20 protein-coding genes and 2 pseudogenes are annotated in these 22,978 nt (G+C 71.5%); 10 read left to right on the top strand and 12 right to left on the bottom strand.

The features are described 5' to 3' along the window. Nucleotides 1-260: 260 nt before the first annotated feature. Complete coding sequence (locus tag ACWENQ_RS12935; RefSeq protein ID WP_452414531.1) at nt 261-1,007, top strand: hypothetical protein; 747 nt, start codon at nt 261-263, stop codon at nt 1,005-1,007. Here the strand turns inward: ACWENQ_RS12935 and ACWENQ_RS12930 are convergent, their stop codons facing one another. Together ACWENQ_RS12930 and ACWENQ_RS12925 are read right to left on the bottom strand one after the other, a co-directional pair. Next, nucleotides 1,008-1,667 (bottom strand): potassium channel family protein, encoded by a 660-nt coding sequence (locus ACWENQ_RS12930; protein ID WP_354904480.1) that lies wholly within the window; start codon nt 1,665-1,667, stop codon nt 1,008-1,010. It abuts the gene before it with no gap. Then, nucleotides 1,667-2,332: a potassium channel family protein gene (locus ACWENQ_RS12925; protein WP_452414218.1), complete on the bottom strand. Its 666-nt coding sequence runs from the start codon at nt 2,330-2,332 to the stop codon at nt 1,667-1,669. Before ACWENQ_RS12925 ends, ACWENQ_RS12930 begins: the two co-directional genes overlap by 1 nt. 89 nt (nt 2,333-2,421) lie before the next feature. Here ACWENQ_RS12925 and ACWENQ_RS12920 point away from each other — a divergent pair, with 89 nt between their 5' ends. From ACWENQ_RS12920 to ACWENQ_RS12910, 3 genes and pseudogenes are all read left to right on the top strand, one after another. Next, entirely contained in the window at nt 2,422-4,464 is a 2,043-nt protein-coding gene (locus ACWENQ_RS12920) for an APC family permease (RefSeq protein WP_449924446.1), read from the top strand. A gap of 7 nt (nt 4,465-4,471) precedes the next feature. Continuing rightward, nucleotides 4,472-5,710 carry a class I SAM-dependent RNA methyltransferase gene (locus tag ACWENQ_RS12915; protein WP_449924443.1) on the top strand — a complete coding sequence of 413 codons (1,239 nt, stop codon included), beginning with the start codon at nt 4,472-4,474 and terminating at the stop codon, nt 5,708-5,710. 243 nt (nt 5,711-5,953) lie between these two features. After that, nucleotides 5,954-6,127: pseudogene (locus ACWENQ_RS12910) on the top strand (WhiB family transcriptional regulator); the annotation flags it as partial. Between the two features lie 39 nt (nt 6,128-6,166). Here the strand turns inward: ACWENQ_RS12910 and ACWENQ_RS12905 are convergent. The 3 genes and pseudogenes from ACWENQ_RS12905 to ACWENQ_RS12895 all read right to left on the bottom strand — a co-directional run. Further along, nucleotides 6,167-6,871 carry an endonuclease domain-containing protein gene (locus tag ACWENQ_RS12905; RefSeq protein WP_449924440.1) on the bottom strand — a complete coding sequence of 235 codons (705 nt, stop codon included), beginning with the start codon at nt 6,869-6,871 and terminating at the stop codon, nt 6,167-6,169. A gap of 275 nt (nt 6,872-7,146) precedes the next feature. Further along, entirely contained in the window at nt 7,147-7,470 is a 324-nt protein-coding gene (locus ACWENQ_RS12900) for a hypothetical protein (protein ID WP_452414530.1), read from the bottom strand. Nucleotides 7,471-7,494: 24 nt separating this feature from the next. Then, nucleotides 7,495-7,626, bottom strand: a pseudogene (locus ACWENQ_RS12895) (hypothetical protein); the annotation flags it as partial. A gap of 314 nt (nt 7,627-7,940) precedes the next feature. Here ACWENQ_RS12895 and ACWENQ_RS12890 point away from each other — a divergent pair. Then, nucleotides 7,941-8,477 carry a hypothetical protein gene (locus ACWENQ_RS12890; protein ID WP_452414217.1) on the top strand — a complete coding sequence of 179 codons (537 nt, stop codon included), beginning with the start codon at nt 7,941-7,943 and terminating at the stop codon, nt 8,475-8,477. 148 nt (nt 8,478-8,625) lie between these two features. On the opposite strand, the gene ACWENQ_RS12885 is transcribed toward ACWENQ_RS12890, so the two are convergent. The 5 genes from ACWENQ_RS12885 to ACWENQ_RS12865 all read right to left on the bottom strand — a co-directional run bounded on the left by ACWENQ_RS12885 (nt 8,626) and on the right by ACWENQ_RS12865 (nt 12,425). Beyond that, nucleotides 8,626-9,672, bottom strand: a complete 1,047-nt coding sequence (locus tag ACWENQ_RS12885; RefSeq protein ID WP_449924434.1) for a protein-L-isoaspartate O-methyltransferase family protein — start codon at nt 9,670-9,672, stop codon at nt 8,626-8,628. Next, nucleotides 9,669-10,148, bottom strand: a complete 480-nt coding sequence (locus ACWENQ_RS12880) for a lasso peptide biosynthesis B2 protein (protein ID WP_452414215.1) — start codon at nt 10,146-10,148, stop codon at nt 9,669-9,671. The genes ACWENQ_RS12885 and ACWENQ_RS12880 overlap by 4 nt, the downstream gene beginning before the upstream one ends. Then, a complete protein-coding gene (locus ACWENQ_RS12875) occupies nt 10,139-10,435 on the bottom strand; it encodes a PqqD family peptide modification chaperone (protein WP_449924429.1) in 297 nt (98 codons plus the stop codon). The genes ACWENQ_RS12880 and ACWENQ_RS12875 overlap by 10 nt, the downstream gene beginning before the upstream one ends. Next, nucleotides 10,432-12,231 carry an albusnodin/ikarugamycin family macrolactam cyclase gene (locus ACWENQ_RS12870; protein ID WP_449924426.1) on the bottom strand — a complete coding sequence of 600 codons (1,800 nt, stop codon included), beginning with the start codon at nt 12,229-12,231 and terminating at the stop codon, nt 10,432-10,434. The genes ACWENQ_RS12875 and ACWENQ_RS12870 overlap by 4 nt, the downstream gene beginning before the upstream one ends. Nucleotides 12,232-12,305: 74 nt before the next feature. Next, a complete protein-coding gene (locus ACWENQ_RS12865) occupies nt 12,306-12,425 on the bottom strand; it encodes a lasso RiPP family leader peptide-containing protein (protein WP_449924424.1) in 120 nt (39 codons plus the stop codon). A 347-nt stretch (nt 12,426-12,772) separates the two neighbouring features. On the opposite strand from ACWENQ_RS12865, the gene ACWENQ_RS12860 reads away from it, so the two are divergent. Together ACWENQ_RS12860 and ACWENQ_RS12855 are read left to right on the top strand one after the other, a co-directional pair. Beyond that, a complete protein-coding gene (locus ACWENQ_RS12860) occupies nt 12,773-14,125 on the top strand; it encodes a helix-turn-helix domain-containing protein (RefSeq protein ID WP_449924422.1) in 1,353 nt (450 codons plus the stop codon). A gap of 299 nt (nt 14,126-14,424) precedes the next feature. Then, nucleotides 14,425-14,724, top strand: coding sequence for a hypothetical protein (locus tag ACWENQ_RS12855; protein WP_449924419.1), 300 nt, complete (start codon nt 14,425-14,427; stop codon nt 14,722-14,724). Between the two features lie 71 nt (nt 14,725-14,795). Here the strand turns inward: ACWENQ_RS12855 and ACWENQ_RS12850 are convergent, their stop codons facing one another. Beyond that, the gene (locus tag ACWENQ_RS12850; protein WP_452414214.1) at nt 14,796-16,859 is read right to left on the bottom strand and encodes a phosphocholine-specific phospholipase C; all 2,064 of its coding nucleotides are present in this window, start codon (nt 16,857-16,859) and stop codon (nt 14,796-14,798) included. A gap of 132 nt (nt 16,860-16,991) precedes the next feature. Next, nucleotides 16,992-18,008 carry a hypothetical protein gene (locus ACWENQ_RS12845; RefSeq protein WP_452414212.1) on the bottom strand — a complete coding sequence of 339 codons (1,017 nt, stop codon included), beginning with the start codon at nt 18,006-18,008 and terminating at the stop codon, nt 16,992-16,994. Nucleotides 18,009-18,086: 78 nt separating this feature from the next. Here ACWENQ_RS12845 and ACWENQ_RS12840 point away from each other — a divergent pair, with 78 nt between their 5' ends. The 3 genes from ACWENQ_RS12840 to ACWENQ_RS12830 all read left to right on the top strand — a co-directional run bounded on the left by ACWENQ_RS12840 (nt 18,087) and on the right by ACWENQ_RS12830 (nt 22,969). Beyond that, nucleotides 18,087-18,992, top strand: a complete 906-nt coding sequence (locus ACWENQ_RS12840) for an LLM class F420-dependent oxidoreductase (protein WP_449924411.1) — start codon at nt 18,087-18,089, stop codon at nt 18,990-18,992. 85 nt (nt 18,993-19,077) lie between these two features. Then, nucleotides 19,078-20,481: a 3' terminal RNA ribose 2'-O-methyltransferase Hen1 gene (locus ACWENQ_RS12835; RefSeq protein ID WP_452414210.1), complete on the top strand. Its 1,404-nt coding sequence runs from the start codon at nt 19,078-19,080 to the stop codon at nt 20,479-20,481. Further along, the gene (locus ACWENQ_RS12830) at nt 20,471-22,969 is read left to right on the top strand and encodes a polynucleotide kinase-phosphatase (protein ID WP_452414209.1); all 2,499 of its coding nucleotides are present in this window, start codon (nt 20,471-20,473) and stop codon (nt 22,967-22,969) included. Before ACWENQ_RS12835 ends, ACWENQ_RS12830 begins: the two co-directional genes overlap by 11 nt. Nucleotides 22,970-22,978 lie beyond the last annotated feature (9 nt).

Genomic DNA, 22,978 nt, shown 5'->3' with positions numbered 1-22,978 from the left:
GGTCGGTGGGGTCGGGTGAAGCCGCCGGGTCGGGTCGCTCTGCCGGGTCGGGTCGCTCTGCTGGGTCGGGTCGCTCTGCTGGGTCGGGTCGCCCCGCCAGGCCGGATCGGTCCGGAGGGTTGGATCACGTCGCGGGGCCCGGTGGCTCTGCCGCGTCCGACCTCTCCGCCGGGTCGGATCACGTCGCGGGGCCCGGTGGCTCTGCCGTGTCCGATTTCTCCGCCGGGTCGGATCACGTCGCGGGGCCCGGTGGCTCTGCCGTGTCCGATTTCTCCGCTGAGTCAGGAGCGGGGGCGGCCGGGCGTGAGGCGAGCGCTGGTTCGGCCGAGGTGCCGGAGGAGCGTGACCAGGGCGTGGGCGGCGCGCCGCGGGACGGCGCCCCCGTACGGGCGGGCCGGCGGGTGGGACGGCAGGCGGGCTGGCGGGTGGGACGGCGGGTGGCGGCGGGGCTCAGGGTTGTGGCGATGATCGCGGCCACCGCCGGGACGGCCGCCTACGCGCTGTCCTGGACGGCCGCGTCCTTCGCCGGGCCGGGCGCCGGGCCGCCCTGGACGGCGATGTCCTTCGTGGGGCCGGCCACCGCGCTGCTGGTGCTGTTCGCCGCCTTCGCGCTGCTGGCCGCCGTGCTGCCCGGATCGCTGCTGCCCGGCGGCGCCACGGCGGCGACCGTGACCAGGGCGCTGCCGTTCGTCGCGTTCGCCGGATACCTGGGCGGCTACCAGAGCGGCGGCGGATCGGCGGTGACCATGGCCATGGTCTACGCGCTGATGTGCGCATGGACGGCCGTGACGGCGGCCCGCCCCTGGTCGCGGTCGAGACCCGCGGCGGTCGTGGCGGCCGCCGCGGTGGTCTGCTTCGCGGTCCTGGCGGTGACGCGGCTCTGGACCGACCTGGCGTCGCCGGCCGGTCCTGCGGTGCCGATCCACTCGGTGACGGACGAGGTCACGCTCGCCGCCTGGCTGGCGGCCACCCTGTGGGGGTGGTGGGCGGCCCGCCGTACCGGCTAGCTAGTGGGGGGACAGGAGCTGGGCCAGCTCCTCCTCGACCTCCTGGCTGGCGACGAACATCAGCTCGTCACCGGCCTCCAGCGGGTCGTCGGCGGAGGGCACCAGCACGCGTCCCTCGCGCAGGATCGCCACCAGCGCCGAGTCGACCGGCCACGGCACCGAGCCGGCGCGCTGGCCCACGACGGGCGCGTCCTCGGGCAGGGTCAGCTCGACCAGGTTGGCCTGCCCCTGGCGGAAGGTCATCAGGCGGACCAGGTCGCCGACGCTGACCGCCTCCTCGACCAGGGCCGACAGCAGGCGCGGGGTGGAGACCGCGACGTCGACGCCCCACGACTCGTTGAACAGCCACTCGTTGTTGGGGTGGTTGATGCGGGCGACCACGCGTGGCACGCCGTACTCGGTCTTGGCCAGCAGGGAGACCACCAGGTTGACCTTGTCGTCGCCGCTGGCGGCCACCACGACATGGCAGTTGTTGAGCCCGGCCTCGTCGAGGGAGGAGATCTCGCACGCGTCGGCGAGCAGCCATTCGGCGCGCGGCACCGCGTCGATCTTGATCGCCTTGGGGTCGCTGTCGATCAGCAGGACCTCGTGACCGTTCTCCAGGAGCTCGGCGGCGATGGAACGGCCGACCGCGCCGGCGCCGGCGATCGCGATGCGCATCAGTGCTCCCCTTCCGGTGCGGCGGCCAGCACCTTGTTGATCCGGTCCATGTCGTTCTCGGCGGCGATCACGTGCAGGATGTCGCCTTCCTGCACCACCGTGTCGTGCCGGGTGACCAGCGCCTCGCCCATCCGGTTGACGAAGGCGACCCTGATGCCGGCGACGTCCTCCAGCGTGGTGACCTTGGTGCCGATCCACGCGGGGTTGGTGGCGACCTCGGCCAGCACGACCGTGCCCGTGGGGTCGCGCCACAGCGGCTCGGCGCCCTCGGGCAGGATGCGCCGCAGGATCTGGTCGGCGGTCCACCGGACGGTGGCCACCGTGGGGATGCCGAGCCGCTGGTAGACCTCGGCTCGCCGGGAGTCGTAGATGCGCGCCACGACGTTGTCGACGCCGAACGTCTCCCGCGCCACCCGGGCGGAGATGATGTTGGAGTTGTCGCCGCTGCTGACGGCCACGTAGGCGGCCGCCGACTCGATGCCCGCCTCCTGAAGCACGTCGCGGTCGAATCCGATGCCGGTGACCCGGCGGCCCCTGAACCCGGCCCTCAGTCGCCTGAACGCCTGCGGGTCACGATCAATGATCGCGACCGAATGGCCGTTGTCCTCCAGGATGTGGGCGATGGTCGACCCGACCCGCCCGCATCCCATGATCACGATATGCATGTGCTCCCCACGGGTTGCCTTCTCCTCAGTATGGCGCGCGGGGGGAGCGCCATGTCGGTGGGGAGGGGAAGGGCGACTAGCATCTTCACGTGGCGAAGGTGACAGATCTTGTCAAGCGTCTCCTGGTAGGGCGCGCGCTCCGTAGCGGGCAGCTTCATGAACAGCTGCTGCCCAAACGGGTTGCGTTGCCCGTTTTCGCGAGCGACGCGCTCTCCTCCGTGGCATATGCGCCGCAGGAGATCCTCGTCATCCTCTCCCTTGCCGGCGTCTCGTTCTACCGCTACAGCCCGTGGGTCGCCGCCGCGGTCGTCATCGTCATGCTCACCGTGGTCGCCTCCTACCGGCAGAACGTCCACGCCTACCCCAGCGGCGGCGGCGACTACGAGGTCGCCACCGTCAACCTCGGCAAGAACGCGGGGCTCACCGTCGCCAGCGCCCTCCTCGTCGACTACGTGCTCACGGTGGCGGTGTCGGTGGCCAACGGTGTCGACTACGTGGGCGCCACGGTCCCCTTCGTCGCCGAGCACAAGCCGACCGTCGCCATCGTCATCGTCATCCTCCTCACGATCGTGAACCTGCGCGGCATCCGCGAGTCGGGCGTCGCCTTCGCCGTCCCCACCTACGCCTTCATGATCGCGGTGCTCGGCATGGTCACATGGGGCGGCTTCCGGCTGCTGGTCCTGGGCGAGGACCTGCAGGCGCCCACCGCGGGCTTCAAGGTCGTGCCCGAGATGACGGACCTGACCTCCTTCGCCGCCGCCTTCCTCGTCCTGCGCGCCTTCTCCTCCGGCTGCGCGGCGCTGACCGGTGTCGAGGCCATCAGCAACGGCGTGCCCGCCTTCCGCAAACCCAAGAGCAAGAACGCGGCGACCACGCTGCTCATGATGGGCCTGATCGCCGTCACCATGTTCTCCGGCATCATCGCCCTGGGGCTGGTCTCGGGCGTCACCGTGGCCGAGCCGCAGCACGTCGCGCAGGACCTGCTACGTCCCGACGGCACCCCGGTCGGGCCCGACTACTACCAGCAGCCGATCATCTCCCAGGTGGCCGACGCGGTCTTCGGCAGCGGCTCGCTGATGTTCGTCGTCATCTCCGCCGTCACCGCGCTCATCCTGTTCCTGGCCGCCAACACCGCCTTCAACGGCTTCCCCGTGCTCGGCTCGATCCTCGCCCAGGACCGCTACCTGCCCCGCCAGCTGCACACCCGCGGCGACCGGCTGGCCTTCTCCAACGGCATCGTCATCCTGGCGCTGGGGGCCTGCCTGCTGCTGTGGGGGTTCCAGGCGGACGTCAGCCGCCTGCTGAACCTCTACATCGTCGGCGTCTTCGTCTCCTTCACCCTCAGCCAGACCGGCATGGTCCTCCACTGGACCCGCCACCTGAAGACCGAGACCGACCCGCGCGTCCGCTTCCAGATGCAGCGCTCCAGGGTCATCAACTTCTTCGGCGGCGTCATGACCGCGCTGGTGCTGGTCGTCGTGCTGCTGACCAAGTTCCTGGTGGGCGCCTGGATCGTCTGCATCGCGATGCCGGTGCTGTTCCTGATGATGAAGGGCATCCGCCACCACTACGACAAGGTCGCCGCCGAGCTGGCCGTCACCGAGGACCTCGACGAGACCATACTGCCCGCGCGCAACCACGCGATCGTGCTCGTCTCCAAGCTCCACAAGCCCACACTGCGGGCGCTCGCCTACGCCCGCGCCACCAGGCCCTCAACCATCGAGGCCGTCACCGTGGGCGTCGAGGGCGAAGAGGCCGCCAACCTGCAGGAGGAGTGGGAGCGCAGGGGCATCCCGGTGCCGCTCAAGATGCTCGACTCGCCGTACAGGGAGATCACCCAGCCCATCCTCGACTACGTCAAGACACTGCGCCGCCGTTCGCCGCGCGACGTCGTGACCGTCTTCATCCCCGAGTACGTGGTCGGCCGCTGGTGGGAGCACCTGCTGCACAACCAGAGCGCGCTGCGGCTCAAGGCGCGGCTGCTGTTCAAGCCCGGGGTGATGGTGACCAGCGTGCCGTGGCAGCTCCACTCCTCCGACCGGCTGCGGGCCCGCCGCGAGCCGTACGCGCCGGGCGCGGTGCGCCGCCCGTGGCACGAGATCGAGGGCGACGACGAGAAGGCCAAGGCCTGAGTAACCTGTGCAGGTGGAACTCGAAGTAGGGCCGGTGGCCCATGGTGGTTGGTGTGTGGCGCGACACGAGGGGCGCGTCGTCTTCGTACGGCACGCGCTGCCAGGCGAGCGCGTCATCGCGGAGGTGACCGAGGAGACCACGCGCTTCCTGCGCGCCGACGCCGTCCAGATTCTGGAGCCCTCGCCCGACCGCGTGACGCCGCCCTGCCCTTACGCGGGGCCCGGCAGGTGCGGCGGCTGCGACTGGCAGCACGCCAGCATGGAGGCGCAGCGCGCGCTCAAGGCCGACGTCGTGGCCGAGCAACTGCGCAGGCTCGCAGGCATCACCCGCGAGGTGGTGGTCGAGGAGGTGCCGGGCGCCAAGGACGGCCTCGGCTGGCGCACCCGTGTCCAGTTCGCCGTCACCCGTGACGGGACGGTCGGCTTCCGCAGGCACCGCTCCCACGACATCGAGCCCGTCGCCGCCTGCCTCATCGCCCATCCCGAGGTCGAGGCCGTCGGCGTCGAGTCCCGCACCTGGGAGGGGGCGTCGGCGGTCGAGGTCATCGCCTCCTCGAGCGGCGACCACGCCGTCGTCATCGCCCCCAAACCGCGCCGCTCCGTCGCCGTGCCCGTGCTCGAGGCACCCGCCTCCATCCTGGTCAACCAGGGCAAGGGCCGTACCGAGCCGCGGCACGGCTCCGGCATGCTGCACGAGCGGGTCGGCGACCGCGAGTTCCAGGTGACGGGCAGCGGCTTCTGGCAGGTCCACCCCGGCGCCGCCGAGACCCTGCTCGACGCCGTGCTCAGCTACGCCGCCCCCGAGCCCGGCGAGTGGGCCCTCGACCTCTACTGCGGCGTGGGCCTGTTCGCGGCGGGGCTGGCCGAGGCCGTCGGGCCGTCCGGGGCGGTGTTCGGGGTGGAGAGCGAGGCGGCCGCCGTCCGCGACGCCCGGCTCAACCTGCGCGACCTGCCGTGGGCGCGGGTGGAGCGCGGCCGGGTGGAGGACGCGCTGGACCGCTACGAGATCGAGCGCGCCGACCTGGTCGTCGTCGACCCGCCACGGTCGGGGCTCGGCCGCCAGGTGGTCGACCGCATCGCGGCGCTGGAGGCGACGCGGGTGGTGTACGTCTCGTGCGATCCGGCGACGCTGGCGCGCGACCTGGCGTGGTTCGCGGAGCTGGGCTACAGCCTCGCGGACCTGCGCGCGTTCGACGCCTTCCCGATGACACATCACGTGGAGTGCGTCGCGCTGCTGGTCAGCTGATCGCGTGTCACGCTGACCAGCGGAAATGCAACAGATGATGTGTAGCTATGATCAGGGGCAACCTCTGTTGCTACCAAACTTTCGCGCATGAGATGCGCACGATCTTGAACGCCCCGCGACCCGCCAACGGTCGCGGGGCGTAACTTCCTCTCGCCCTCACTCCACACACCGCGCTGGAAGTCCTCGACGCCCTGTCACTGCGTCTCGCCGTCGTCATCAGGAAGCTGACCGCGGCTCGACTGGATGTCCTGGGCCCTGTGCGCGGAGACCGACCCGGAGACGTTCTTCCCCGGGAAGGGCGGCTCATCGCGAACAGGTAAGCGGGTGTGCCGCGGCTGCCCGGTGCGCGCCGAGTGCCTCAACTATGCGCTCGAGTGCGACGAACTGTCCGGCGTCTGGGGCGGGCTGTCCGAGAGAGCGCAGATACATCATGCGGAAGGTGGCCGCGTAACTCGACTATGCACTGCACTGCTCCTCTCCGTAGTGAGGGCACCAGCGGTAGTAGCTGGTGTCGAGGTTGCGGCTCGGTGCGGCTCTGCCGTGCTGAGGCTGCCACCCAGCCCAGTGGCGGGTGTTGCAGGTGTTGCACAGCGGCGCGCGGACGAATCCGTGGGTGTGGCAGTGGTCCCACACGCGCGCCCGCGCACTCATGCAGCCCGTGCACATGAACCGTGACGCTCTCGGCCAGCCATGGCGGCCGGCGCGGTCCGCGCGGTAGCGGCGACCCGCCAGCTCGCCGCCGTAGACCGTGGCGTCCGCGTCATCTTGTTTAGGTCCGTAGATGACGACGCTGCGGGTGATCTCGCCGAGGTCGGCCACCACCGCGTCTCTGACGCGCTCGAACCAGCCGCCGGAGTTCTCCCCGTGGTAAGCCCCAAGGCACGAGCAGTCGCATTCCACCCCGGTCGCCTCAAGGCATGCCGTCGTGCATCGCGACAACCTCGACATGTCCCGCCACACCGCGATGTAGCCGTACCTGTCGACCGCTGCCGTCACCAGCTTGACCAGGCAGTTCCGCGGCAGGTGCCACCGGTCGCCGTCGAGGCGGGGGGAACGGATACGGACGGCCTGGCGTAGCCACCGCCAGTTCCCCTTCCTCGCCGGGATCTTCGCGATCACCTGCCCGTCGCGCGGAAGCCATACCTGCGCAATCGGGCCCACCCCGGGCGCAGTGACCACACACCCGTCAACGATGCGAACCTCAGGTACAGGGTCCTGCATTCCTCCACGGTGGCATACGAGTCGGGCAAACCGTGGATGGGCGTAGTGGAGGTGAGCCACGAGCGAGCGCTGGCAGTGTTCGACGAATGGCGACGCCGGGCCCGGCCTGACTGAGCGCCCTCACTCCGTGGGGTGAGAGCGCTCATCGTCTTCCGGGGGCGGGTCGACGCGTCACTGACCGCTGCGAGCGTTAAAGGAGCGGTTCGCCGTGCTGGCTACCTCCATGTGTAGGTGACGGCGTCGCTCCACGGGCCGCAATCCGAGCCGAAGGTGCCGTTGTCGCAGCCTTTGAGCCAGAAAGTCATCTCGCTTCGCCGCCTGGAGTGGCTGGAGGTGAAGCCGATGTCCATGACATCCCGCGTGTTGACGGTGAACTGGCCGCTCCATGGGGTTGTCCGAGCGACGTCGCGCTGGCGGATCTTGTTGCCATCTCGCGAGGTGACCACGACCCTGACGATGTAGAAGTCCCAGTGTGTGCCCATGTGGTCCCACTTGAGCGTGACATTTTGGCCGCGAGTGTTGCGGCCGTTGTCGATCACGGCCAGCGTGGCTGCGGGCCCAACTGCCGGCGACCAGGCGATCGCGCCCCGCGCGAACTGCTGTAGTGCTCCGGACCCGTTCGGGTGTTCGTTCTCGGAGGGGCAGCCGGCGGGCCATGAGGTTCCTTTCAGGCGAGGTTCGCTTGTGCGTCTCATGTATACGGACACCCCCTTTCATCAGGGAAAACGTGACTTGATGGCGGCTTTCGTGACACCTGCCGCTCGGCTCTCGCCCACCGCGGACCTCGTGGCGACAAGCGGCATCTCTCCAGCCATGGCCCGCCCTCCAGCCGGAGGACCGGCTGCTGATCCTCCTCGGCGCCGATCGTGAGCAGACACCCGGGGAACGGGCCGAGGCGACCACAAGGGTCATGCAGCCATACAGCGAATGGATGGCCAACCCGCTACGGAGTAACGGGGTTCGCCCGCCCTGTGGAGGAGGAAGCGCTACGGTGACGACCATGTTCCAGATGCGGCCTGCACGTGTCGGGGACCAGCCCGAGATCGAGACGCTGATCCGGGCCCGCGCCGCATGGATGCGCGAGCGGGATCTGCCCGGCTGGGAGGGCTGGCACGCGAAGGCGGCCGAGCTCGCGGCCCAGGCTGGCGACCCCGCGTTCCCGGTGTGGGCCATGACCGGCGACGACGGCCAGGTAGTCGGGGTGACCAGCCTCTACGAGGAGAGTTCGCCACTGCTGTGGCCAGACCCGTCCGAGCGGTCAGAGCCGTCGCTGTTCCTGGCCACCACGATCACCGACCCGAGCCTGAACGGTCGGCGGCCCGGCAGCCTGATCGCGTGGTGGGCGCTGCACCAGGCCGCCGCCCAGGGCCGCACGTGGGTGAGACGCGGCACCGGCCCATACCCCGGCCTTGTGGCCTACTACCGCGACGTGCAGGGCTGGACCGTCGTCCGCACCGTCGAGCACCAGGGCGTGACCGCCTACGCCCTCCAGCGGCGCGCCAAACCGCAACCGCAGCTCGCCGAGCTCGGCCTGGCGCTCAGCTGAACGCCTACGCCGTCTGTTCGGCCGCCAGACCTCGAACAGCAAGCGCCGCACCGAGCCATGACCGCTGTCCAAGCCCTCGGTGAGTCAATCCGATGACGAAGAAGGAGGCCGCCCATAGGCAGCCCCCTTCTCCTGCAGCAGACGTCCTCTATGCATCCGTAGTGGGAAGCGCCGCGCGTGCCTCCCAGCCGTGGTCGCCGGGCACGAGCGTCACATCGAGGCGGTCCACCCCGGGCCGGCCAACTTCCTGCCAGACTGCCAGGTAGTCCCGAAGTTTCGCCAGCGCAGGCGAGTCGGGCCCGTTGGCGCGCATCTGCCAGGAGTCGGTCAGGACCGCGGCGTTACGGCCGCTGCTGAACCCGAAACCGCTCATCCAGTCCGGCGCGCCCGTGCCCCAGGTGGTGAGGTTGGAGGCGCCAGCCCCGTGGTCACGGGCCGCGCAGTACGCGCGGGCGTCGACCCACGCCTTGGCAGCTTCCGCCCCGTCCAGGCCCACGTCGAACGCCTCGACGTGGGCGGGGCTGTTGAGCAGGGCGAGCGCGGCTGCGGGGTCATCGCTGCCGCGCCAGGCGACCGACACATAGGAGGCGCCGTCGGTGGCGTCCACGTAGAACAAGGGCGTGCCGAGGGTGGTGTTCACCTCGCTGCCCATGTCGACATACACGGCGCTGCTGAGCGCCGCATCGGTCACCTGGTGGCGGTCGTCGACGGTGGCGCGCAGGTGCCCGACCACGCGGGCGACCGGCGCGATGTAGATCGGGGTTGAGATGATCCCGCCTGGGCGTACCTGCTTGAGCCACGCGCCGGGAAGGTGCGTCGGCGTGCACCAGCCGATGATCACGTCGAAGGGCGCCAGGTCGGGCGCTGCCGCGTGTCCGTCGCCGCACAGCACCTGAACGGGGCAGCCGCGCTCGGCGTGCAGGAGGCGGGCGCGTTCGACGAGGGCCGAGTCGATGTCGATCGACACGACATGCCCGGCCGGGCCGACGAGGGCGGCCAGCAGCGCGCCGGTGTAGCCGGTGCCGGTGCCCACCTCGAGGATCCGTTTGCCTGCGAGGTCGGTGCCGATGCGGAGGATGTCACGCTCGATCGCGGCCTGTGCGGTGGTCTGCGGCGGCCGGCCGTGCACGGGGTGGTCGGTGTAGAAGTCGCGCGGAACCGTGGCGACGGCGGCGGATAGAACGTCAGCGTTCATCGGTCTCCCAGGTTTTCGCAGTTCAACAGGTGTCCGACGGCCACGGTAGTGTGCAGTGGCCTGTCAGGCTGGATGGGTTCGCCAAGCAGACCCAAGCAGGTCTGGGTCCATGCGTGGCAGGCGGCCGGCGCGAACCGGCAGCCGATCCGCCAGCTGGCGTGGTAGCCGAGCACAGCGGCGGCCAGGTAGCTGGCGAGGCTGTTTTCCAGGCAGGCGGCACGCCCCGGCCACCGGGCCGTGGCCCAGTCACGGCCGGCGGCCAGCTGGGCGGCCGCTCCGGCGGCCGGGTGGCGGCGCATCAGCCTGGCCGCCGCGCGGGCGCAGGCCAGCACGGCGCGCAGCGGCAGAAGGCGTAGCAGCATGATGGCAGCGACCAGGCAGGCGGCCGCCAGCGCGAGATGGGCCGCTGCGCGGAAGGTGCGGGCGGTCTGCCGGTCGCCGACCGGCTGGATCATGCGGACGGTCGTCACCGCCACCACCACCTCCACCCGTGGCGGCGAGGCCGGACCAGGAGCCGGGCCGCGTCCAGCTGGCGGACGAGGCCGCCTACGTCGGCGTAAGCCTGCTTGGCCGGGATGCCCCAGCGGTGCATCAGCTCCTGGGTTGCTGCGTCGATGTCGCCGCGGGCCAGGTGGGGCCAGCAGGCCACGGCGGCCGGGGTGAGCACGTGCCAGCGACCTCGACGGCGCACGTCGAGCAGCATGCCGCCCTCCTCGGTGATGGTGGCGTGAACGTGGCTGGAAACGTGGAGGAGGCGTGTCATCGGGCCCCCTGGAGTACGGCGCTGCCGGGCGGCTGCAGCTGGTGGCGGGCGAGCCACAGCTCTGCCGACAGGAGCAGTTCGAGCGCCGCCATCCGGCCGGGCACGCCGGCGGCCAGCAGCGCCACGTCGGCGGCGGCTCGCCGGTGGTCGATCAGGCCGGCGTCGACGAGCCGGGAGGAGGCGAGCACGTCGCGGATGTTGTCGTGGTTGGTGGCCACCCCCGCGTAGGCGTTCTGGGCGAGGCTGCCTTTCGTGGCCCGGCTGAGGATCTCGGCCGGCACCATGCCGGTGAGGGCGGCGGCCAGCAGCGGCTTCGGGCTGGTGCGCGATAGCCGCTCCCAGGCGGGCCGTGCCAGCGCGGCGCGCACGACCTGGTTGTCCAGCATGGGCGCGTGCAGGTGGACGCCCGCCTGCCGTACCGCTTGAGCGTACTGGGCGTGGTAGCCGCCGTATTCGACGACGTCGCAGCGCAGCCGGTAGGCGGCCTGCGCGGCGCCGGACAGGCGCGGCGCGGCGTCGGCGGCCTGCATCAGCGCCTGGCCGACGTCGAGGGCGGCATCACGGGTGAACCAGGCAGCGATGCCAGGTGACAGCAGCCAGCCCGAATGGTGGCCCCGACGGCCGGACATCGCGTAGGAGCATTGAGCCGCGGAGACGATCGAGTGGCTGAGACGGCGCAGCGCGCCCGGGTAGCCGCAGGACGCGTCGGCCAGACCCGCCCGCACGGCAGCGGCGACGGGCCGGTGGCGGAGGCGGGCGCGGGCAGTGGTCTCGGCCAGCCACCACCGCCACTGCCCGGCTCGGGCGAGGTCGGCCAGCGCGTAGGCCGGCGGGGCGAACAGAGTGTCGCCGCCGCCGCCCGTCAGATGCGCGTCGGAGCCGTCGGCGGCGATCACCTGTAGGTATTCGGCGTGCACCGCCCAGCGGGCCGCGTCCGCGTACGGCAGGTCGGTGGCCGGCACCCGGTCCAGGTGGTCGAACCAGCGTGCGCTGCCGGGCACGACCCGGTGGAGGACGCCGGGCAGCGCGTCGACGGCGCGCTGTGCGTACATCAGGTCGTCGTTGTCGGCCAGGTACGGGTGATGGGTGAACGCGGGCAGGCGGCGCGGGCTGGCGTGCGCGGCAGCCGCCGCCACGCAGGTCGAGTCGACGCCCCCGGACAGGTCGGCGGACAGCCGCGGATGTGCGGCCGCACGGGCTTCGACGCTGCTGGTCAAGGCGTGCCGCAGCTCATACCGGGCGTCGGCGGGGTCGTGGCTGGCGCAAGTGGCCGGCTCGTAGTCGACGACCGCCCCGGTGGGAAGTTCAAGCAGCCGGCCGGCCGGCACCCGCGCCACGCCTCGGTACACGGTGGTGTGGCCGGCCAGTTCCGGCACGGTCGGCGCGGCCATCCACGCGATCACGCTGGTGAGGTCGATGTCGGCGCCGGTGTGGGCGGCGAGCAGGCCCGCCTCGGCGGCCCACACGATATCGTCGCCGCGCCGCGCGTAGTAGACGGGCCGGACGCCCGCCACATCGCCGATGACGACCGTCTTGACCCCGTCGGTCGCGGCCACCCAGTAGGAGCCGGGCCAGCCGGTCAGCTCACGCCACCGGCCCGCCCGTACCGCCACGAGCGCGGCGTCCAGCTGGCGTTGGCTGGCGTAGCAGTCGCCCGCCACCGCCAGCCACGTACGGCCCGCCTGCGCCGTACGGCACGTGCCGGGCCCATCGACCCATACCGGGTGAGGCGCCTCCCACAGCGATCGTCCCGACCCGGGCTTGTCCTGGCTGCCGCTCGTCCCGGCCAGCCCCATGTCTCCTCCTACGTCCCTCAGATAAGGGCGGGGGCGAGCTGCCCAACGACAGCCCGCCCCCTTGGGCTCGCTACCTAGGAGAAGTAGCGGTTGTTGTCCTGGCTGTCCTCGGCGTACTGGCCGAGCGTGACGGCCTGCACGTCACCGAGCTCGACGACGGCGGGCGGCTGGTAGGCCTGGTCGGTGGTCTGCATTCTGGTTCTCCCTTCGGTGTGGATCTTCCGGTGTGGCGGGGCCGGGCGAGGCTCAGCCGGTCACTTTCCGGTGTGGTTGGGGCACGGGACCTTGATCGGCTTGCCGTTCTCGTCGGTCGTGGTGATGAACCCCGAACCGTCGCAGGTCCTGCATGAAGACATGACGATCTCCACTTCTGTCGGGACATGGCGGAACGGTGATGTCGACGTGATCCGGGTGCGATCACTGACCGGCCGGTTTACGCTCCGGCTATCCGCCCGTACGGATCGTCACCTGGCGGGAGCCGGGCCGCCCAGAGGTCTGGTGTTGCCGCAACACCGCAGCAACACGGCGAGGAGCTGGTCAGATGGACGAGCACCACAGCATGACGGCACACATGTGGGGTACGGCGTTGCGGCACCTGCGCAACCAAGCCGGCCTGTCACAGCGGGAGCTGGGCAAGCTGGCGCTCTACGACCACACGCGCATCTCCCGGGCGGAGAAGGGCGAGATCCTCCCGCCGGCTGACCAGGTGCGCGCCCTCGATGCCGCGCTGGAAGCGGGAGGGATGCTATTGGCCCTCAGTGACGCCGCCCGGGGATGGCAGTGCCTCCCATTCGCCGCGAGCGCCGCTGGCATACACGACGGCGAACCGGTCATGCTGGACATGCAGACACCGGACGGAAGGAGCGTGCGGGTGACCCTCTCGCGACGCCAGTTCACCCAACTGCTCGCCAGCGGAGCGCTCGCCTCCGTTGTGCCAGGCCTCGGCGACCCTGACCAGACCCAGCGCATCGCCCGCGCGATCGAGCAGCCCGCCCGCGTCGACGGCGAGGTCATCGACTACTTCCGCCGCGTCCTCGCCGAGCACTACACCGCCGACAAGATACTCGGCCCCCGCTCACTTCTTCGGCCCGTGCTGGCCCAGATCGACGTGCTCGACGAGCTGCGCCGCGGTGCCGGCGCCCGGCACGCCGAACCGCTGCTGCAGGTCCTGGCCCAGTACGCCGAGATGGCCGGCTGGCTGCACCAGGATCTCGGAGAGCTCAACACCGCCATGGACTGGACCCGGCGGGCGGCCGAGTGGGCGCAGTGCGCTGGCGACACCCAGATGAGCGCCTACATGCTGGTCCGCCAGTCCAACATCTCCGTCCTGACCGACGACTACGCCGCCGTCGTCCACCTGGCGGCTGCCGCCCGCCGCCGCCCGGCTGAACTGGAACCCAAGTTGAACGCACTGGCCGCCCAGCAGCAGGCCCGCGGCCTGGTGATGCTCGGCGAGCACGACGACTGCTTCGCCCTGCTGGACGAGGCCGGCGAGACTCTGCGCGACCATCCACAGGTCACCCACCCGCACGTGCCCGTCTACCTGCACCACTACGACTGGGACACGCTGCAGGAGCAGTCCGCGGTCTGCTACCGGGCCGCCGGCCGCGCCGACACCGCCGTCACCATCCTCGAAGACCAGATCGGCAGGCTGCCCGCGACCCTCGCCCGCGACCGCGGTCACCTGACTGCGAAGCTGGCCGTCGCGGTCGCCCAGTCGGAGCAGGATCCGGGCCGGGCCGCGCACCTCGGGCACGAGGCGCTCGGCGTCGCCCGCCAGACCGGATCGGCGCGCATCCAGCGGGAGCTGCGCACCCTGGACGCCGAACTGCTGGAGCGGTGGCCGAACGATAGCCAGGCTGCCACCTTCCATGAGGCGCTCGTCAGCGCCTAACACCTGCGCTCCGCCGATCAGGGCGGGCGTTCCCTTCAGCAGGGAAGCCCTGAAGGCGACGAACGCCCCACCGGTCAGGGCAAGGCATTCGTATCTCAGCGCTCCAGGCATGCCCGCCGCCTCTCAGCGCAGGCTGCCACCTTCCATGAGGCGCTGGTCGGGCGGGAAACGTGGAAGGTGGCTCCCCCGTGGTACGGGTGGCACGCGAGGCGCGCGTTCCCTCGGTAAAGAGGCTGACCTGACGGAGGGTGGTCGTGTAATAACGGATGGTCAGGTTCTCCACGAAAGGATCCGCGACCATGCGCCTCATCGCCCTCGCCGCGTCCACCCTGCTCACCGCCGGCCTGCTGTGCCTTCCCGGTCCGGCGGCCGCGGCCGTCCCGTCCGGCAACGCGCCGTCCTGCGTCACCGTCTGGGAGCACGTCGGGCGCATCACCAAGACCGGCTACGCGCGCAACGACTGCCGCTCCACGCTGAACCTGAAGATCGTCTGGGCTCGGGGCACGGACGGCCCGTGCCGCAGCGTGCGCCCGGGGCAGACCATCAGCACGCAGGTGCCCCGCGGCGTCCGCTCGTTCGACGGCGCGAACCTGTGCTGACCTGACCGGCGGCACGGCAGCGGACGCCCGGCCGGGATGCCCCGGCCGGGCGTCCGCCCGCGTTCAGGGCGTCAGCCGGTGACGCTGGCGCGGCCGTTCTCGACGTGGCCCATCAGGCGGCGAGCGTAGGAGGGGTCCTCCGCGCAGCTGATCTGCACGTCGTACCAGCCGTGGGACTCCTCGACGGGCCAGACGACCTGGCGGTACTGACCCGGTCGCAACGGCACCGCCTGCTCCTTGGTGCCGTAGGCGTTGGCCCGCACCGTGAGGGTCACGCGGTGGTCGCCGAGGTTGGTGATCTCGATGCGGACCTTGCGCGGATCGACATCGATCACCTGCTGCACCTGCACGCGCGCGGCCCGGCCGCCGAGCTCGCCGGCGAACTCCCGGCGGAAGCCGTTCGGCCCGGTCAGGACCAGGTCGTAGCGGTCCTTGACCGCGACGGTCCGGGTGGCGACGCCGAGCACGTCGAGGTGGAGCGGGCGCTCGAACTCGCCGGCGTAGGGGTAGAGCGTCAGGTGCGCGCTGTCGCTGCCGGCGTTGGCCAGGGTCAGCTCCAGGTCGCCGCCCAGCAGCCGGGCCCAGGCGTTGATCTGGTACGGCAGCGGCCGCGCGGGACGGACCCCGGGCTCCTGCACCGGCATGCGCTGCTCGGCCGGGGGAGCCGGGCGCCAGCGGCCGGTGAAGGCCGGGACCTGGGCGGGCGCGGTCGGGGTCGGCCGGGGACCGGCGGAGGCGAAGTCGAAGGCCGAGGTCAGGTCGCCGGAGACGGTGCGCCGCCAGGGGGAGACGTCGGGGAAGCGCACGCCCAGCCACGTCTCCAGGAACCGCACGGTCGAGGAGTGGTCGAAGATCTGCGAGCAGGTGTAGCCGCCGACGGTCCACGGCGAGACGACCGTCATGGGGACCCGGATGCCCAGCCCGATCGGGTTGCCGTTGTAGAACTCGTCGGTCAGCTCGGCGGGCGGCAGCGGCGGCGGCATGTGGTCGAAGAAGCCGTCGTTCTCGTCGTAGGTGATGAACAGCGCGGTCGACTGCCACACCTCGGGGGTGGAGGCGATCGCGTCGAGGATGTCGTAGGTGATCCGCGCGCTCTGGGCGGGGGACGAGGCCGAGGGGTGCTCGGAGTCGGCCGCCGACGGCACGATGTAGCTCACCTCCGGCAGCCTGCCCGCCTCGACGTCGGCGCGGAAGGTCTGGGCCAGCGTCTTGGACGGCACGCGGCGCAGCGCGCGGTCGAACAGCGAGCGCTCCTGCGGCGTCAGCTGCGCCACTCCCTCCTCCAGGCGGGCCAGCAGCTGCTCCCGCTTGGCCGGGGCGGCCGACTGGACCGCGTCGTAGAAGGAGTCCATGCTCTTGTGGTCGCCGAGCAGCGCCTTGCGGGCGATCTGCCGGAAGCGGGCGAAGAACTCCAGGTTGTTGTCCTGGTAGTTGTCCCACTCGTGGTAGACCTGCCAGGACCGGCCGGCGGCCTCCAGGATCTCCCCGGCGTTGGACCAGGTGTAGCCGGCGTGGGTGTTCTCGCTGTAGGCGGAGTTGTCGATGGCCCGCTTGGTTGTGCCCGGCTCGAAGCCGGTGTGCCCGCTGACGTGGTAGTTGCGGTTCGGGCTGGTGGAGGAGAGCACCGAGCAGAAGTAGTGGTCGCAGAGGGTGAAGGTGTCGGCCAGCTCGTACTGGAGCGGGATGTCCTGGCGCTCGTAGTAGGCCATCGTGGCCGGTGACTTGGCCGGGATCCAGCCGTTGTGCCAGCCCTTGGCCGCCGCGGCCTGGCCGTCGTTCCAGCCGTGGGCCAGATCCGAGATCCACTGCAGGTCCTTGCCGACCAGGCCGGCCGCCTCGCGGACCGAGAAGGGAAGCACCCGGCCGGACGCCGAGGGCTGCTCGAAGACCGGCTTGCCGTCCGGCAGCCTGACGGCGTTGCGGTCGCCGTATCCGCGCACCCCGCGCAGCGTCCCGAAGTAGTGGTCGAACGAGCGGTTCTCCTGCATCAGGAACACGACGTGCTTGATGGCGGACAGGCCGCCTGCCGGCACCGGCATCGCCATCGCGCGGTGTACCGAAGGCGGCAGCAGCGAGCTCGCCAGGACGCCGGCGCCGACCGTGAGGAACCGGCGGCGAGAGTGGCCGTGGGACATGGATCTTTCCTTCCAAGGGGGAACGGAGGAAGGAAATCAATGGATGGGAACCATACCTTTACCGCCGGGTGTCGAACAGATGACGGCGTCGGGGTATTTGCCATGGGCTCCATCGACGGATGCCCGCCTGGCTCAGCCGCGCGGGCCGCGCAGCGCCCTGACGACGGCCGCGGACGGCGGGGCGCCACGGGCCGACAGCCAGGCCAGGTGGTGGCGGGTGGCGTACAACGACAGCTTGCGGGCGTCGAGCAGGCCGAGGTCGCCGGAGCCGGCCAGCACGGCGGTGAGCGCGATCCGCCCCCACGCCGTCGCCTCGTCGATCCTGAGCGCCTCGCGCACCTGGCCGTGCGCGGCCCGCACGGCGGCGGCCAGGCGCCGCATGCGGCCCTCCGGAGCGGTGAGCGGCTCGATCGGGGCCAGCAGGTTGACCGTGCCCAGCTCCGCCCCCGCGGCCCTGGTCTGGCGGAGCATCTCCACGTCGGACGGCGCGAGGCCGGCCGGGCCCAGCGGCAGGCTGTAGATGACCGCGAGGTCCTGGTCGCGTTGCAGGTCGGCCAGCGCGCGGGCCCTGCGCCGTACGGCCGGCAGGTCGCCGCCGTCGCGGACGTCGAACTCCACGAACGAGGCGCCGAAGGCGCCGATCATCCTGCGGTAGGCGGAGGTGAGCGCGTCCTGGGCGACGCAGGCGCCGGCCAGCTCCGTGCCCGCGGGCCCGCCGAAGGCGAGACCGGCCTGGCCGCCGGCCGCGCGCAGCGACGGGATCCGGTTGGCGACGAGATCGAGGCCGGGCTCGAGCGTGCCGCCCCACCGGGGCGCGCAGCCGCTCGGTCCCGCCGTCACCCGGCCCAGCAGGAACCACCGCACCCCGGTACGGCGGGCGGCCTCGGCCGGGTCGAAGCGCGGGTTCTCGGCGGTGTCGACGAAGGCGACATAGCCGGAAGGACTCGCGGCGGCGCTCGCCGAGGGCGTCGCCGTGGTCGAGGGGAAGGCCGCGGCCGGCGGGCTCGCGGCGGTGAGGGGTGAGGGCCACTCGGGCGTGGCCTGGGCGGGCAGGAACCAGACCGCCACGCCGGTCACCCCCACCAGGACGAGCCCGGCCAGCACCACGAGGGCGCGCGGCGGGGTGCCCGGCTCTCTGTGACGCGCCATGCTCACCTACCGTGTCATGCCGATGACCGATGGTGAACGCTAGCAGGGGCGGCGCCGGGGTGACCTGATAATGGCCGCATGAAGCTAAGGATCTTCACCGAACCCCAGCAGGGTGCCACCTATGACGATCTGCTGGCCGTGGCGAAGGCCACCGAGCGGCTCGGGTTCGACGCGTTCTTCCGCTCCGACCACTACCAGCGCATCGGGCCCGGCGACCCCGGCCCCGGCTCGACCGACGCGTGGATCACCCTGGCGGGGCTGGCGAGGGAGACTTCGGCGATCAGGCTGGGCACGCTGGTGACGCCCGCGACCTTCCGCCTGCCGGGCCCGCTGGCCATCAGCGTCGCCCAGGTCGACCAGATGAGCGGCGGCAGGGTGGAACTGGGCTTCGGCACCGGCTGGTTCGACGGCGAGCACACCGCCTACGGCATCCCCTTCCCGCCGCTCGGCGAGCGGTTCGCCAGGTGGGAGGAGCAGTTGGAGATCATCACGGGGCTGTGGACGGCCGAGGAGGGCTACTCCTTCGAGGGCGCCTACTACCGCGTGGCCGACTCGCCCGCGCTGCCCAAGCCCGCCCAGCGTCCCGGCCCGCCGATCATCATCGGCGGGATCGGGGCCAAGCGGACCCCGCGCATGGCGGCCAGGTTCGCCGACGAGTACAACGTGCCCTTCCACTCCGTGGAGGAGACGAGGGCGGCATTCGAGCGGGTCCGGCTGCTGGCCGAACGTCCGATGACCTACTCGGCCGCGCAGACCGTCTGCGTCGGCGCCGACGAGGCCGAGGTGGAGCGGCGGGCGGCGGCCATCGGCAACACCCCGGCCCGGCTGCGCCAGGAGGGCCTGGCGGGCACTCCCGCCGAGGTGCTCGACAAGATCGGCCGTTTCGCCGAGGCCGGCGCCGAGCGGATCTACCTGCAGGTCCTGGACCTGTCCGACCTGGAGCACCTGGAGCTGATCGCGGCTGAGGTACTGCCCCACGTGTGACGCGGCCCGTCCCGGCGACATCCCGGGACGGGTCCCACCGGGATATGCGATGGCATGACAAACCGGGCTACGGCACACTTGAGCCGTGCTGCTGACGATCTCGACCACCGCCGCACCGGCCACCGACCTGGGCTTTCTCCTGCACAAGCATCCCGACAGGGTGCAGGAGTTCGCCCAGTCCTTCGGGACGGCCACGGTGTTCTACCCGGAGGCGGGCGAGGAGCGGTGCACCGCGGCGCTGCTGCTCGACGTCGACCCCGTCGCGCTGGTCCGCTCCAAGGGCCGCACGTCGCCCGACTTCAGCCTGTCGCAGTACGTCAACGACCGGCCGTACGCGGCCTCCTCCCTCATGGCGGTGGCGATCGGCGACGTCTTCCGCACCGCGCGGAGCGGGCGCTGCAACGCCAGGCCCGAGCTGGCGGCGGCGCCGCTGCCGCTGGAGATCACACTGCCGGCGCTGCCCTGCAGGGGCGGCCCCGACCTGGCGCGCAGGCTGTTCGAGCCGCTCGGCTGGGTGACCGAGGCGCAGGCCGTCCCGCTGGACGAGGCCTTTCCCGCGTGGGGCGAGTCCCGGTACGTGCGGCTGCGGCTGCGCGGGCGGCTACGGCTGGCCGACGCGCTCAACCACCTCTACGTGCTGCTGCCGGTGCTCGACGACGGCAAGCACTACTGGATCGCGCCCGACGAGGTCGACAAGCTGATCCGCGCGGGCGAGGGCTGGCTGGCGCCGCATCCCGAGCGGACCCTGATCACCCGCCGCTACCTCGGACGGCGCAGAGCCCTGGAGCGTACGGCCTTCGCCAGGCTCGCCGAGCTGGGCGACGAGACCGAGGAGGCGCTCGAGCCGCGCATCGAGGAGGACAAGGGCGGACCGCTGGAGGACAAGGCCGTCCCGCTGAACACGCGGCGGCGCGAGGAGGTCGTCAGGACGCTGGAGGAACTGGGCGCCGCCTCCGTCATCGACCTGGGCTGCGGCTCCGGCCAGCTGGTCGGCGCGCTGCTGGCGCTGCCGAGGTTCGCCAGGGTCACCGGCGTGGACGTCTCGACGCTCGCGCTGGCCATCGCCGCGCGCAAGCTCAAGCTCGACCGGATGCCCGACGCCAAGCGGGCCAGGCTCACCCTGTTCCAGGGCGCGCTCACCTACACCGACCCGCGCTTCGCCGGATACGACGCCGCCGTGCTGATGGAGGTGATCGAGCACGTCGACCCGCCCCGGCTGGCGGCGCTGGAGCGGGTGGTGTTCGGCCAGGCCGCGCCCCGGCACGTGATCGTCACCACGCCCAATTCCGAGTACAACGTCAACTACGAGTTCCTGACCGGGCTGCGCCACCCCGACCACCGCTTCGAGTGGACCCGCGCCGAGTTCCAGGACTGGGCCACCCGCGTGGCAAGGGAACACCGCTACACCGTCGGCTTCAAGCCCGTCGGCGACGAGGACCCCGTCAGGGGCGCGCCGACCCAGATGGGAGTCTTCACCCGTGAGCACTGAGATCCGCATCCCCGAGCTGTCCCTCGTGGTGCTCGTCGGCGTCTCGGGCAGCGGGAAGTCGACGTTCGCCGCCCGCCACTTCAAGCCCACCCAGGTCATCTCCTCCGACTTCTGCCGCGGCCTGGTCTCCGACGACGAGAACGACCAGAGCGCCACCCACGCCGCCTTCGAGCTGCTCGACCACATCGTCGCGACCCGGCTCTCGCGCGGCCTGCTGACCGTGGTCGACGCCACCAGCGTGCAGTACGGCGCCCGCCAGAACCTCATCGCGCTGGCCAGGAAGCACGACGTGCTGTGCGACGCGATCGTGCTCGACGTGCCGGAGGAGGTGGCGATCGAGCGCAACGCGTCCCGTCCCGACCGCGACTTCGGCGCCGGTGTGGTGCTGAGGCAGCGCAAGGACCTGCGCCGCTCGCTCGGCGCGATCCACCGGGACGGCTTCCGCAAGGTCCACGTGCTGCGCGGCGTGGACGAGATCGACAACGCCACGATCGCCTACGACAGGGCCTGGAGCGACAGGAAGGACCTCACGGGGCCCTTCGACCTCATCGGCGACGTCCACGGCTGCCGGGCCGAGCTGGAGTCGCTGCTCACCGAGCTGGGCTGGGAGCTGACCCGCGTCGACGGCAAGGCGGTGGGCGCCACGCATCCTGAGGGCCGCACCGCGGTGTTCGTCGGCGACCTCGTCGACCGCGGCCCCGACTCGCCCGGCGTGGTCCGCCTGGTCATGGGCATGGTCGCGGCCGGCACCGCCCTCTGCGTGCGGGGCAACCACGAGGACAAGCTGGTCAAGGCGCTCAAGGGCCGCAAGGTGCGGGTGGCCCACGGCCTGGAGCGCTCGCTCGAGCAGTTCGCCGCCGAGAGCGAGGAGTTCACCCGCGAGGCGAGCGCGTTCCTTGACGGGCTCATCAGCCACTACCAGCTCGACGAGGGCCGCCTGGTGGTCGCGCACGCCGGGTTGAAGGAGGCCTACCACGGCCGCGCCTCCGGCAGGGTCCGCTCCTTCGCGCTGTACGGCGACACCACCGGCGAGACCGACGAGTACGGCCTGCCCGTGCGCTACCCGTGGGCGCAGCAGTACCGGGGCCGCGCCATGGTCGTCTACGGCCACACCCCCACGACCAGGCCCGAGTGGATCAACAACACGATCTGCCTCGACACCGGCTGCGTGTTCGGCGGCCGGCTGACCGCGCTGCGCTACCCCTCGCGCGAGATCGTCTCGGTGCCGGCGGAGACCGTCTGGTACGAGCCGGTCAAGCCGCTCGGCGCCCCCGGCCACCGCGACGCCGTCACCCTCGACATCGACGACGTGCGGGGCACCCGGTACGTCGAGACGCGCTTCGGCGCCAAGGTCAAGATCATGGAGGAGAACGCGGCGGCCGCCCTGGAGGTGATGAGCCGCTTCGCCGTCGACCCGCGCTGGCTGGTCTACCTGCCGCCGACGATGGCCCCGCCGGAGACCTCCCGCCTGGACGGCTACCTGGAGCACCCGCACGAGGCGTTCGAGGAGTTCGCCGCCCACGGGGTGCGCGAGGTCGTGTGCGAGGAGAAGCACATGGGCTCGCGGGCGGTCGCGGTCCTGGCCAGGACCGCCGAGGTCGCGGCCGAGCGGTTCGGCGTGAGCGACGGCACCACCGGCGTGGTCTACACCCGCACCGGCCGGCCGTTCTTCGACGACCTGGCGCCGCTGGTCGACAGGCTGCGTCGGGCGTGCGAGCCGCTGTGGAGCGCGCTCGGCTCCGACTGGGTGGTGCTCGACTGCGAGCTGCTGCCGTGGTCGGCCAAGGCCGGGGAGCTGATCCGCACGCAGTACGCCTCCGTGGGCGCGGCCGCGCGGGCCGCGCTGCCGGCAGCGGTCGGCGCCCTGAACGCGGCGGCCGAGCGCGGGCTGGATGTGGGCGAGTTGTTGGCCCGCACCCGGCGTCGCGAGGACAACGCTGCCCGTTTTCGCGACGCCTATGCGCGCTACTGCTGGCCGGTCGACGGACTCGAGGGGATACGGCTGGCGCCGTTCCAGATCCTGGCGGCCGAGGGGCGCAACACCGCGCTCGAGCCGCACGCCTGGCACCTGGAGCGGCTCGCCCTCCTCGACGACCCGATCATCACGCCCACCCGGCACCTGTTCGTCGACCTGACCTCCGCCGAGTCGCGGGAGCGGGCGGTGGAGTGGTGGCTGGCGCTGACGGCCGAGGGGGGCGAGGGCATGGTCGTCAAGCCCGCCGTCCACCCCGAGGGCCGCGTCCAGCCGGGTGTGAAGGTGCGCGGGCGCGAGTACCTGCGGATCATCTACGGGCCCGACTACACCGAGTCGCTCGACACGCTGCGCCGCCGCTTCCTCGGCAAGAAGCGCTCCATGGCGCTGCGCGAGCACGCCCTCGGATTGGAGGCGCTGGCCCGGCTGGCCGACGGCGACTCACTGTGGCGGGTGCACGAGCCTGTCTTCGCCGTGCTGGCGATGGAGTCGGAGCCGGTCGACCCGCGGTTGTGATCGCCGGAT

It is taken from the genome of Nonomuraea sp. NPDC004354 (genome assembly GCF_053602555.1).
The sequence above is the reverse complement of the archived record's forward strand: the minus strand, read 5'-3'. Positions and strand labels throughout refer to the sequence as shown.

Bases quoted from the DNA above. Each gene is read 5' to 3' on its own strand.
- ACWENQ_RS12870 (WP_449924426.1), bottom strand. From the start codon at position 12,231: ATGGGGCTGGCCGGGACGAGCGGCAGCCAGGACAAGCCCGGGTCGGGA.
- ACWENQ_RS12845 (WP_452414212.1), bottom strand. From the start codon at position 18,008: ATGGCGCGTCACAGAGAGCCGGGCACCCCGCCGCGCGCCCTCGTGGTG.
- ACWENQ_RS12875 (WP_449924429.1), bottom strand. From the start codon at position 10,435: ATGACACGCCTCCTCCACGTTTCCAGCCACGTTCACGCCACCATCACC.
- ACWENQ_RS12925 (WP_452414218.1), bottom strand. From the start codon at position 2,332: ATGCATATCGTGATCATGGGATGCGGGCGGGTCGGGTCGACCATCGCC.
- ACWENQ_RS12865 (WP_449924424.1), bottom strand. From the start codon at position 12,425: ATGCAGACCACCGACCAGGCCTACCAGCCGCCCGCCGTCGTCGAGCTC.
- ACWENQ_RS12890 (WP_452414217.1), top strand. From the start codon at position 7,941: ATGCGGCCTGCACGTGTCGGGGACCAGCCCGAGATCGAGACGCTGATC.
- ACWENQ_RS12850 (WP_452414214.1), bottom strand. From the start codon at position 16,859: ATGTCCCACGGCCACTCTCGCCGCCGGTTCCTCACGGTCGGCGCCGGC.
- ACWENQ_RS12930 (WP_354904480.1), bottom strand. From the start codon at position 1,667: ATGCGCATCGCGATCGCCGGCGCCGGCGCGGTCGGCCGTTCCATCGCC.
- ACWENQ_RS12860 (WP_449924422.1), top strand. From the start codon at position 12,773: ATGGACGAGCACCACAGCATGACGGCACACATGTGGGGTACGGCGTTG.
- ACWENQ_RS12885 (WP_449924434.1), bottom strand. From the start codon at position 9,672: ATGAACGCTGACGTTCTATCCGCCGCCGTCGCCACGGTTCCGCGCGAC.
- ACWENQ_RS12855 (WP_449924419.1), top strand. From the start codon at position 14,425: ATGCGCCTCATCGCCCTCGCCGCGTCCACCCTGCTCACCGCCGGCCTG.
- ACWENQ_RS12840 (WP_449924411.1), top strand. From the start codon at position 18,087: ATGAAGCTAAGGATCTTCACCGAACCCCAGCAGGGTGCCACCTATGAC.